Annotated in this window: 9 protein-coding genes; 8 read left to right on the top strand and 1 reads right to left on the bottom strand. The window is 63.2% G+C overall.

The window, feature by feature from the left end:
• Positions 1-111 precede the first annotated feature (111 nt).
• Positions 112-1,311 carry a formaldehyde dehydrogenase, glutathione-independent gene (fdhA, locus tag HF916_RS20630; protein WP_168790690.1) on the top strand — a complete coding sequence of 400 codons (1,200 nt, stop codon included), beginning with the start codon at positions 112-114 and terminating at the stop codon, positions 1,309-1,311.
• A 191-nt stretch (positions 1,312-1,502) separates the two neighbouring features.
• Here the strand turns inward: fdhA and HF916_RS20625 are convergent, their stop codons facing one another.
• The gene (locus HF916_RS20625) at positions 1,503-2,498 is read right to left on the bottom strand and encodes a GlxA family transcriptional regulator (protein ID WP_168790689.1); all 996 of its coding nucleotides are present in this window, start codon (positions 2,496-2,498) and stop codon (positions 1,503-1,505) included.
• A 444-nt stretch (positions 2,499-2,942) separates the two neighbouring features.
• Here HF916_RS20625 and HF916_RS20620 point away from each other — a divergent pair, with 444 nt between their 5' ends.
• Genes HF916_RS20620 through HF916_RS20590 form a run of 7 tightly spaced genes read left to right on the top strand, consistent with a single transcriptional unit; the run spans position 2,943 to position 11,796 of the window.
• The gene (locus HF916_RS20620) at positions 2,943-4,217 is read left to right on the top strand and encodes a serine hydroxymethyltransferase (protein ID WP_168790688.1); all 1,275 of its coding nucleotides are present in this window, start codon (positions 2,943-2,945) and stop codon (positions 4,215-4,217) included.
• 18 nt (positions 4,218-4,235) lie between these two features.
• Positions 4,236-5,207: a dipeptidase gene (locus tag HF916_RS20615; RefSeq protein ID WP_106280831.1), complete on the top strand. Its 972-nt coding sequence runs from the start codon at positions 4,236-4,238 to the stop codon at positions 5,205-5,207.
• 53 nt (positions 5,208-5,260) lie between these two features.
• Positions 5,261-5,797 carry a DUF5943 domain-containing protein gene (locus tag HF916_RS20610; RefSeq protein WP_168790687.1) on the top strand — a complete coding sequence of 179 codons (537 nt, stop codon included), beginning with the start codon at positions 5,261-5,263 and terminating at the stop codon, positions 5,795-5,797.
• Positions 5,798-5,857: 60 nt separating this feature from the next.
• Entirely contained in the window at positions 5,858-7,921 is a 2,064-nt protein-coding gene (locus tag HF916_RS20605) for an NADH:flavin oxidoreductase (protein WP_168790686.1), read from the top strand.
• Between the two features lie 2 nt (positions 7,922-7,923).
• Positions 7,924-9,837 carry a (Fe-S)-binding protein gene (locus tag HF916_RS20600; RefSeq protein ID WP_168790685.1) on the top strand — a complete coding sequence of 638 codons (1,914 nt, stop codon included), beginning with the start codon at positions 7,924-7,926 and terminating at the stop codon, positions 9,835-9,837.
• Positions 9,838-9,841: 4 nt separating this feature from the next.
• Positions 9,842-11,023 (top strand): electron transfer flavoprotein subunit alpha/FixB family protein, encoded by a 1,182-nt coding sequence (locus tag HF916_RS20595; RefSeq protein ID WP_168790684.1) that lies wholly within the window; start codon positions 9,842-9,844, stop codon positions 11,021-11,023.
• The gene (locus tag HF916_RS20590) at positions 11,020-11,796 is read left to right on the top strand and encodes an electron transfer flavoprotein subunit beta/FixA family protein (RefSeq protein ID WP_168790683.1); all 777 of its coding nucleotides are present in this window, start codon (positions 11,020-11,022) and stop codon (positions 11,794-11,796) included. Before HF916_RS20595 ends, HF916_RS20590 begins: the two co-directional genes overlap by 4 nt.
• The last annotated feature ends 32 nt before the right edge of the window (positions 11,797-11,828 follow it).

The following is an 11,828-nucleotide window of genomic DNA, read 5'->3' as shown; positions in this document are numbered from 1 at the left end:
TGTCGCGTTCGGCACATGCGCTTTGTTCAGCGGGCGCTACGCTCGTTGAACGGCGTGCTTTCGCGAACTGGGCGTACCCGGCGCGCCGCTCACAAGACATGGAGACAGACAATGAGCAGCAATCGCGGCGTCGTGTATCTAGGGCAGGGCAAGGTGGAAGTGCAGTCGATCGACTTTCCAAAGATGATCGATCCGCGTGGCCGGTCGATCGGTCACGGCGTGATCCTGAAGGTGGTGAGCACGAATATTTGCGGCTCCGATCAGCACATGGTGCGCGGCCGCACGACCGCCGAAGTCGGGCTCGTGCTCGGTCACGAGATTACCGGCGAAGTGATCGAGGTGGGCCGCGACGTGGAAACGCTCAAGATCGGCGATCTCGTTTCGGTGCCGTTCAACGTGGCCTGCGGGCGCTGTCCGACCTGCAAGGCGCAGCATACCGGCGTGTGCCTGAACGTGAATCCGTCGCGCGCGGGTGGCGCTTATGGTTACGTGGACATGGGCGGCTGGATCGGCGGCCAGGCCGAGTACGTGCTGGTGCCGTACGCCGACTTCAATCTGCTGAAATTCCCCGACCACGCCCAGGCGATGGCGAAAATCCGCGACCTCACGTGTCTCTCCGACATTCTGCCGACCGGCTATCACGGCGCGGTGATGGCAGGCGTGAAACCCGGTGCCACTGTGTATATCGCGGGCGCGGGGCCGGTCGGCATGGCGGCGGCCGCTTCGGCGCACTTGCTGGGCGCAGCCTGCACGATCGTCGGCGATATGAACGAGGAGCGTCTCGCGCATGCGCGCAAGATGGGCTTCCAGACCATCGATCTGTCGAAGGACGCCACGCTCGGCGAGCAGATCGAGCAGATTCTCGGCAAGCCCGAAGTGGATTGCGCGGTGGACTGCGTCGGCTTCGAAGCGCACGGCCACGGCAGCAGCGGTTCGCACGAGGAAGCGCCGGCCACCGTGCTCAACTCGTTGATGGAAATCACGCGGGCCGCGGGCGCGATCGGCATCCCGGGCCTGTACGTCACGGACGATCCGGGCGCCGCCGATGCCGCCGCGCGCAAAGGCAGCTTGAGCATCCGTTTCGGTCTGGGCTGGGCCAAGTCGCACTCGTTCCATACCGGACAGACACCGGTCATGAAGTACAACCACAATCTCATGCAGGCGATCTTGTGGGATCGCTTGCCGATTGCGGATATCGTCAACGTGACCGTGGTGTCGCTCGACCAGGCGCCTGATGGTTATCGCCAGTTCGATGGTGGTGCGCCGAAGAAGTTTGTGATCGACCCGCATGGACTGCTGAAGGCGGCTTGATGACGGCATGAAGTGGAGGCGGGACTGCATGCGCAGTCTCGTGCAGCGCTGAGCTGTCGTCGTCATCGTGCGGAAAGGTGAACAACCGAAACCGAAACCGCTGATCCACAAAAAAACGCGTTGAACGGAAAACCGCTCAACGCGTTTGTTTTTTGCGGCCGGGCGATCCAGCCGTCAAGCGATCAGTCGCCTCAAGCCGCCAGCACCGGCACCGCAGCGAGCGACGGCGCCTGCCTGCGTCGTTCACGCGTCGGCGCCGTGCCGAACGCGTCGCGATAGCTCTTCGAGAAGTGGCACGCCGACTGGAAGCCGCACGCCATCGTGATGTGCATGATCGACATATCGGTTTGCAGCAGCAACTCGCGCGCGCGCCGCAGACGCAGCGTCAGGTAGTAATGCGTCGGCGTCATGCCCAGATGTTCGCGGAACAGACGCTGCAATTGACGTTGCGACATGCCGGCGAGCCGCGCGAGTTCTTCGCGCGAGAGCGGCTCTTCGATATTGTTCTCCATCAGCGAGATCACTTCGAAGAGCGACTTGTTGGCCGAGCCGAGCCGCGCCACGAGCGGCATTTTCTGTTGCGCGCTGGTATCGCGCACATGTTCGACGATGAACTGCTCGGCGATCTGCGTGACGCGTGCCGTGCCGACGCGCGGCGCGATCAGGTTCAGCATCATGTCGAGTGGTGCCACGCCGCCCGTGCACGTGACGCGATCGCGATCGACCACGAACAGTTCTTTCAGAAAGCGCGTGTCGGGAAACTCTTCCTTGAGCGCCGACATGTTTTCCCAGTGAATCGCGCACGCATAACCGGCCAGCAGGCCGGCGCGCGCCAGCGCATAAGTGCCGGTGCAGAGGCTGCCGAGCACGCAGCCCAACCGCGCGAAGCGGCGCAATGCGGAAAGATGGGCTGGCGTGGTGGCGCGCTGCACGTCGATGCCGCCGACCACGAACACGATGTCCGGCTGTCCGACGCATTCAACCGGTCCCGTATCGACCGATAAACCATTGCTGGCCATGACCGGACCGCCGTCGGGACTCACGATCGACCAGCGGTAAAGCGTTTGGCCCGTGAGGTAGTTCGCCATGCGCAGGACTTCGATCGCGTTGGTGAACGCAATCATGGTGAAGTTGGGAACCGGCATGAATGCGAAATGCGACAACGACGCCGTGCGATCGGTGGACATGGGAGGAATGATTCCTTCGAATCTGTAATGTCACGTCGCCGTGGGGAGCAGCGACTTCTTCAATTCTGAGGACTATGGCAACTACCGTGCCATCAGGCTAAACCCTCGGTTGACCCGGATTCGACTCGGATAGCTAAACAAGCGGCACCAGAACGGAACCGCAGAGGTCCGCTCGCGCACCGGAAGCGCGCACGACGTCCGGGTGCAGTGCAGCATGATGCCGAGTTCAGCACGGTCGTTCGACCATTGCCGTAAGCGCGGGAGCGCCGACTTGTGAAAAAAGGACGTGTATGGCGGAAAAGGCAAAGAACGCGTCTGAATTCATAAATTGACGCGCGAGGGGAGCGTCAAGAATAGACGCAATGCACACCGGTCGTAGCAGGGGCGAAGCAAGGCCCAACGGCGGCTTCCGGTCTTCCGTCAACGACTCCCCACGGACCTTCCATGTCGAACCCGAATCCTTTCTTCGAAGCATCGCTGGCCACGCGCGATACGGCCGTGCGCGGCGCTATTCTGAAAGAGCTCGAGCGCCAGCAGTCGCAAGTCGAACTGATCGCGTCGGAAAACATCGTGTCGCGCGCGGTGCTCGAAGCGCAGGGCTCGGTGCTCACCAACAAGTATGCGGAAGGCTATCCAGGCAAGCGTTACTACGGCGGTTGCGAATACGTCGACGTGGTGGAAACGCTGGCGCTCGATCGCATCAAGCAACTCTTCAACGCGAAGTTCGCCAACGTGCAGCCGCATTCCGGCGCGCAGGCGAATGGCGCGGTGATGCTCGCGCTGGTGAAGCCGGGCGACACGGTGCTCGGCATGTCGCTCGACGCGGGCGGCCACCTGACGCACGGCGCCAAGCCGGCCATGTCCGGCAAGTGGTTCAACGCGGTGCAGTACGGCGTGAATCGCGACACCATGCTGATCGATTACGAGCAGATCGAGGAACTCGCGCAACAACATAAACCCGCGCTGCTGATCGCCGGCTTTTCGGCTTATCCGCGCGCGCTGGACTTTGCACGGCTGCGCGAGATCGCCGACGGCGTCGGCGCCAAGCTGATGGTGGATATGGCGCACATCGCCGGAATAATCGCGGCGGGGCGTCACCCGAATCCGGTGGAATACGCGCATGTGGTCACGTCGACCACGCACAAGACACTGCGCGGCCCGCGCGGCGGCTTTGTGCTGACGAATGACGAAGACATCGCGAAGAAGATCAACTCGGCGGTGTTCCCCGGCTTGCAGGGCGGCCCGCTGATGCATGTGATCGCCGGCAAGGCGGTCGCGTTCGGCGAGGCGTTGGAACCGGGCTTCAAGACCTACATCGACAGCGTGCTCGCCAATGCGCAAGCGCTTGGCGAAGTGCTGAAGGCAGGTGGTGTCGATCTGGTCACGGGTGGCACGGACAACCATCTGCTGCTAGTCGATCTGCGGCCGAAGGGCCTCAAGGGCAACCAGGTCGAGCAGGCGCTGGAACGCGCGGGCATTACCTGCAACAAGAACGGCATTCCCTTCGATACCGAGAAGCCCACGGTCACCTCCGGCATCCGCCTCGGCACGCCCGCGGGCACGACGCGCGGCTTCGGCGTGAGCGAGTTCCGCGACATCGGGCGGCTGATCGTCGAGGTGCTCGACGCGCTGCGTGATCACCCCGAAGGCCATGCCGCTACCGAACAACGCGTGCGCCGCGAGATTTTCGCGCTGTGCGAACGCTTTCCCATCTACTGAGCACGCCTGGAGCAAACGATGAGCACATTGCACGACAACAGCATCATCATCGACGGTCTGAACATTTCGAAGTTCGAGCGCTCGGTGTTCGAGGACATGCGCAAGGGCGGCGTGACCGCGGTGAACTGCACGGTCTCGGTCTGGGAGAGCTTCCAGAAGACCGTCGACAACATCGCCGAAATGAAGCAGCAGATCCGCGAGTACGGCGAGATCCTCACGCTCGTGCGTACCACGGACGACATCTTCCGCGCAAAGAAAGAGAACAAGACGGGCATTATTTTCGGCTTCCAGAACGCGCACGCTTTCGAGGACAACCTCGGCTATATCGAAGCGTTCAAGGACCTCGGCGTGAACGTGGTGCAGCTTTGCTACAACACGCAGAACCTCGTGGGCACCGGTTGCTACGAGCGCGACGGCGGCCTGTCGGGCTATGGCCGCGAAGTGATTCAGGAGATGAACCGCGTCGGCATCATGGTCGATCTCTCGCACGTGGGCGGCAAGACGTCCTCTGAAGCGATCGCGGCGTCGAACAAGCCGGTGTGCTACTCGCATTGCTGCCCGTCGGGTCTGAAAGAGCATCCGCGCAACAAGAGCGACGAGCAACTGAAAGAGATCGCGGACGCGGGCGGTTTCGTCGGCGTGACGATGTTCGCGCCGTTCCTCAAGCGCGGCCCGGACGCGACCGTCGAAGACTATATCGAAGCGATCGAATACGTGGTGAATCTGATTGGTGAAGACCAGGTCGGCATCGGCACCGATTTCACGCAAGGCTACAGCACGGAGTTCTTCGATTGGATCACGCACGACAAAGGCCGTTATCGTCAATTGACGAACTTCGGCAAGGTGGTGAATCCGGAAGGCATCCGCACGATCGGCGAGTTTCCGAACCTGACGGCGGCGATGGAACGCGCTGGGTGGAGCGAGACGCGCATCAAGAAGATCATGGGTGAAAACTGGGTGCGGGTGTTCGGCGAAGTGTGGAAGGTGTGACCTTCTAGCGCTGATGAACCCTGACTCGCACACATAAAAACCGGAGCCTCCACATGCAACCTCAACTGCCTATCGACGTCGATGCGAACACCGGCGTCTGGACCACCGACGCGCTGCCCATGCTGTACGTGCCGCGTCACTTCTTCACGAACAACCACACCGCCGTGGAAGAAGCACTCGGCCTCGATACGTATGCCGAGATTCTCTACAAGGCCGGCTACAAGTCCGCGTATTTCTGGTGCGACAAGGAAGCGAAGCAGCACGGCCTTGCCGGCATGGCGGTATTCGAGCATTACCTGAAGCGTCTGTCGCAACGCGGCTGGGGCATCTTCACGATCACCGAAGCCGATCCGTCGAGTTCGCACGCGCGCATCGAGTTGCATCACTCGTCGTTCGTGCTGGCGCAGCCGGACAAGGTCGGCAAGCTTTGCTACATGTTCGCCGGCTGGTTCGCGGGCGCGATGGACTGGGTCAACGACACCGCGCCGGACGCCTCGCGCAAGGGCCCGCCGTCGCATTCGAGAGAAGCGCAATGCGCGGCCGAGCATCACGGTCACTGCGTATTCGAAGTATCGCCGCTCGCGTCGTAACCGCTTCTATAACGGCGCACGGCACAGCGCAACAAGCCATTCATTCCGAGGTCGATCGCGATGCGTTACCCGAACCTTTTCAAGCCTCTCACGCTGAATAAGCTGACCTTGCGCAACCGCATCGTCAGCACCGCGCACGCGGAGGTCTATGCGGAACCGGGCGGATTGCCCGGCGACCGCTATATCCGTTACTACGAGGAGAAGGCCAAGGGTGGCGTCGGCCTCGCGGTGTGCGGCGGCTCGAGTCCGGTGTCGATCGACAGCCCGCAAGGCTGGTGGAAATCGGTGAACCTGTCGACCGACAAGATCATCGACCCGCTCGCCCGACTCGCCGAAGCGATGCACACGCACGGCGCGAAAATCATGATTCAGGCCACGCACATGGGACGCCGCTCGGCGTTTCATGGCGAGCATTGGCCGCATCTGATGTCGCCGTCCGGCGTGCGTGAGCCGGTGCATCGCGGCAATGCGAAGATCATCGAAGTCGAGGAAATTCGCCGCATCATCAGCGATTTCGCGGCGGCTGCGAAGCGGGTGAAAGACGCGGGCATGGATGGCGTCGAAATCTCGGCGGCACACCAGCATCTGATCGACCAGTTCTGGAGCCCGCGCACCAACTTTCGCACCGACGAGTGGGGCGGCTCGCTCGAAAACCGTCTGCGTTTCGGCACGGAAGTATTGAAGGCCGTGCGTGAAGCAGTCGGCGCGGACTTCTGCATCGGCTTGCGCATGTGCGGCGACGAGTTCCACGAAGACGGGCTCGATCACGAACAACTGAAGGAAATCGCCCAGGCGATGAGCGAAACCGGCCTGATCGATTACCTCGGCGTGATCGGTTCGGGTGCGGACACACATAACACGCTGGCCAACTGCATGCCGCCGATGGCGCTGCCGCCCGAACCCTTCGTGCATCTCGCGGCCGGCATCAAGTCGGTGGTGAAGCTGCCCGTCATGCACGCGCAAAGCATTCGCGACGCGGGGCAGGCCGAGCGGCTGCTCGCGAGCGGTATGGTCGATCTGGTCGGCATGACGCGTGCGCAGATTGCCGATCCGCATATGGTCATCAAAATCCGCGATGGCCGCGAGGATGAAATCAAGCAGTGCGTCGGCGCGAACTATTGCATCGACCGTCAGTACAACGGGCTCGACGTGTTGTGCGTGCAGAACGCCGCGACTTCGCGTGAAGAAACGATGCCGCACGTGATCGCCAAAACGCGTGGGCCGAAGCGCAAGGTCGTCTTGGTCGGAGCGGGTCCGGCGGGACTCGAAGCGGCGCGCGTGGCGAAGTCGCGCGGTCACGACGTGGTGCTGTTCGAGAAGAACGACTACGTCGGCGGTCAGATCATGCTGGCCGCGAAAGCGCCGCAACGCGAACAGATGGCAGGCATCGTGCGCTGGTTCGACATGGAGACGAAGCGCCTCGGCGTGGACCGGCGCCTCGGTGTCGCCGCCGACGAAAAAGCCATCATGGCCGAGAAGCCGGACATCGTCGTGCTCGCCACGGGCGGCTCGTCGTTCACGTCGCAAGTGGCGGCGTGGGGCGTCGACGAAGGCCTCGCCGTGAGTTCGTGGGACGTGCTTTCGGGCAAGGTCGAGCCGGGCAAGAACGTGCTGGTGTATGACGGCGTGAGCACGCATGCCGGCGCGGGCGTGGCCGATTTCATGTCGAGCCGCGGTTCGAACGTCGAGATCGTGACGCCGGACGTAAAGGTCGCCGACGACGTAGGCGGCACCACATTCCCGATTTTCTACCGGCGGCTTTACGCGCAAGGCGTGATCCACACGCCGAACTACTGGCTGGACAAGGTCTACGAGGAAGACGGCAAGAAGATCGCCGTGATCCGCAACGAGTACACCGAAGAGCAGGAAGAGCGCGCGGTCGATCAGGTGGTGATCGAGAACGGCAGCACGCCGAATGACGAACTGTACTGGAAGCTCAAGCCGGAGTCGGTGAATCGCGGTCAGGTGGACGTGCATAAGCTGTTCGCCTCCGAGCCGCAGCCGTCGCTCGCCGAAGAACTCGGTGACGGCCGCTTCCTCCTGTTCCGTGTCGGCGACTGCATTTCCATGCACAACATTCACGGCGCGATTTACGACGCGCTGCGCCTTTGCAAGGATTTCTGACGATGAGCCCCGTGTTTGTCATCACCGTCCTGCTGTGGTTGTCGGTAGCGGGTCTGGCGTTCGCGCTCGTCAAACGCGCGGCATACTGGCGCGAAGGCCGCGCGACCGCTGCGGGCGCGTACGGCTGGACCAATCTGCTGTCGATCCCCAAACGCTATTTCGTGGATCTGCATCATGTGGTGGCGCGCGATCCGTACATCGCCAAAACGCACGTGGCGACAGCAGGCGGCGCGATTCTCGCGATGGCGCTGGTGTTCGTCAACTACGGTCTGGCGATTTACTCGCCGTGGCTCGACAAGCTGATCTTCCTCGCCGCGCTTGTGATGCTGGTCGGCGCGGTGTTCGTCTGGCGGCGCCGCCACGGCGCGAAAGCGGTGCCGGCGCGGCTTTCGCGTGGGCCTTGGGATCATCTGCCGCTGTTGCTCGGGTCGTTCGCACTCGGTCTCGTGCTCTTTATTGCGCTGCCTGCTGGCGCGATGTCCGGCGCGCTTGCGATCATCGTTGCGCTATTGATCGCGGCAGGCGCGTTTGCGATGACGTTCGGTGCGGCGCGCGGCGGTCCGATGAAGCATGCGCTCGCCGGTCTGCTGCACCTCGCATTTCATCCGCGTCAGGAGCGGTTTGCCGAGCGCAATGACAACGACTTGGTGCCGCCGACTGCATTGAAAGCGCCGCTGCTCGACGCGAAGGAATACGGTGTCGGCAAGCCGGTCGAATTCCGCTGGAACCAGTTGCTCAGTTTCGATGCGTGCGTGCAGTGCGGCAAGTGCGAAGCGGCCTGTCCCGCATTCGCCGCCGGTCAGCCGCTCAATCCGAAGAAGCTGATTCAGGATCTCGTCACCGGCATGGTGGGCGGCACGGACGCGGAATACGCGGGCAGTCCCACGCCGGGTATTCCGGTCGGCAAGCATGCCGGCGCGCCCGACAAGCCGCTCATCTCGACGATGATCGAAGCGGACACGCTGTGGTCCTGCACGACCTGCCGCGCGTGCGTGCAGGAGTGCCCGATGCTGATCGAACACGTCGACGCGATCGTCGATATGCGCCGCAATCAGACGCTGGTGGAAGGTAACGTGCCGGGCAAAGGCCCGATCACGCTCGCGAATCTGCGCGAGACGGGCAGTTCGAACGGCTACGACATCGGCGCGCGTTACGACTGGGCCGTCGATCTGCAAGTGCAGGTCGCGCAGCCGGGGCGTCCGGTGGATGTGCTGCTGATCGCCGGCGAAGGCGCGTTCGATATGCGCTATCAACGCACGCTGCGCGCTTTAGTCAAAGTGCTGAATCGCGCGGGTATCGACTATGCGGTGCTGGGCGGCGTGGAAACCGATACGGGCGACACGGCCCGGCGTCTCGGCGACGAAGCGACCTTCCAGCAACTCGCGCTCAAGCTGATCGGCACGCTCTCGAAGTACTCGTTCCGCAAGATCGTCACCGCCGACCCGCACGTGCTGCATAGCCTGCGCAACGAGTATCGCGCGCTCGGCGGTTTCTACGAAGTGCAACATCACACGGCGCTGATCGAGCAACTGGTCGCGAGCGGCAAGCTGACGCCGCGCGCGGTGGCGGCCTTCGCGGATCGCAAGATCACGTATCACGACCCGTGCTATCTGGGCCGCTATAACGGCGAAACCGAAGCGCCGCGCAAGCTGTTGAAGACCATCGGCATCAAGGTCGTGGAAATGGAGCGTAACGGCATGCGCGGACGCTGTTGTGGCGGTGGTGGCGGTGCGCCTTTAACCGACATTCCAGGCAAGCGGCGTATTCCTGATATCCGCATCGACGACGCGAAAACCGTCGGCGCGGAGATCGTCGCGGTGGGCTGTCCGAATTGCACGGCGATGCTCGAAGGCGTGGTCGGGCCGCGTCCGGAAGTGCTGGACGTCGTCGAACTGGTTGCAGCGGCGCTGGAGTAACGCGATGAACACTCTCAAACGAATCGATCCGCGCCGTCCGTTCACGATCACTGCAGACGGACTCAAACGCATCACGCTCGGCGTGACGGGTGCGGCCGGTTCAATGGAAACGGCCACGCACGGCGGCGGCGCTTTGCATCGCGAACAGGCCAAACCGCGCCGCAGCACGTTAGCGCCGCAGCGCGTGATACTCGTGGCCGCGCATGCGGACCGTGGCGCATTGGACGATCACGCACGCCAGACATTGGCCGGTGCGGCCTTGATTGCCGACGCCGCGACCGAAGTCGTGCTGCTGGTATTCGGCGAGTTCAGCGGCGATGCGGCCGCGCTCGGCGCCGACAAACTGATCGAATTGCCGATGTTCGACCGCCGCAACTTTGCGCCGCTGAACGAATTGAACGCGCTGGCTGCGTGCGTCGCGGCCTACGCGCCGGTGCATATTTTCCTGCCGGATAACGCAACCGGCGACGGCGATCTCGGTCGCCGTTACGCAGCCGCCGCGAATGCAAGCGTTGCGACGCATGTCGTCGAGATCGATGCCGCGCATGTGGCGAGCTATGTTCAGGCGAATACAGCGTTCGCGGCGCGCGCCTTGCCTGAAGTGGTATTGCTTGCGCCCAACACGGTGGATCCGAAGTTGCCGTTCGTTGGCGCGGGCGAACGGGTCATGTGGCGTTTCGACGGAGAACCCGCGTCGCAGCAAGGCCAGGGCGCGGTGCGCGATCTCGGCATCGAGGAAATCGACGCAGCGCAACTCGCGCTCGAAGAAGCGGATTTCATCGTGTCGGCCGGCAATGGCGTGAGCGACGTGCCGGCGTTCGAGCGTCTCGCGGCCACGCTGGGCGCGGCGATCGGCGCAAGCCGCGTTGCCGTCGACGACGGCAAGTTCACGCGTGACAAACAGATCGGCGCGACCGGCAAGACCGTCGAAGCGAGTGTGTATATCGCCTTCGGCATTTCCGGCGCGGTGCAGCATCTGCAAGGGATCAAGGATTGCCGGCATGTGATCGCGGTGAACCTCGACGCCAGCGCGCCGATCGCCAAACGCGCGAATCTCACGGTGATTGCCGACGCGCAGGAAACCATTGCCGCGCTCAACGAAGCGGCGGCCGCGGCGCGCACGGCACGCGGAACCGGTGCTGCGCTGCTGAATTCAACGGCTGTCGCCGAAGGAGCGCTCGCATGAAGATCGCTGTTCTCGTTTCAGTGGGCCGTCATCCGGTGAGTGGCACCGCGCGCTATAGCCGCAACGACGCCGCCGCGCTGACCCTGGCGCTCTCGCTTGCCAGAACGCACAACGCGAGGCTCGACGTGCTCCATGCGGGCGACCGTTCCAATCCCGCATTGAAAGAGTATCTGGCGCTCGGCGCACGTTCGGTCGAAGTGCTTGAAATCGACACAACACCTGAATTGCAAGCCGACGCAACCGCGCCGCTCGCCGCGCGTCTGCGTGGTTACGACCTCGTTCTGACCGGCACGCGTGCTGAAGGCGCATTCGACAGCGGCATGCTGCCGTATCGCGTCGCCAATGCGCTGGAAATGCCACTGGTCGGCGCAGCCGTCGAGATCACGCTGCGCGACGGCTGCGCGGAAGTCCGTCAATTCATGCCGAAGGGCTTGCGCCGTCGCGTGGAAGTGCGGCTGCCCGCGCTGATCGCCGTGCATCCGCTCGCCAGCGCCGCACCGACCTATGCCTATGCGCGCTTGCGCGAAGGCACGATCCGCCCGGTCGCGACACCCGCCGCTGCCAACCCCGACGACCTCGCCTGGACCGTGCGCCCGGCCGGCGCCAAACCGGTGCGCCTCGCCGCGGCCGAGAAGCGCTCCGGCCACGCCCGCATGCTCTCGGCGACGACGACCGAAAGCCGTGGTGGCAGCGTCGTAATTGAAGGAAGTTCTGTCGAAAAAGCACAAGTGATTCTCGCGTATTTGCGCGAGCATCAACTCGTGGATTACTGATTTCCGGTTCGGGCCAGCACGCGACCAGGAGG

The organism is Paraburkholderia aromaticivorans, assembly GCF_012689525.1.
Classification (GTDB): domain Bacteria; phylum Pseudomonadota; class Gammaproteobacteria; order Burkholderiales; family Burkholderiaceae; genus Paraburkholderia; species Paraburkholderia aromaticivorans_A.
This window is presented reverse-complemented; position numbering and strand designations above follow the sequence as displayed.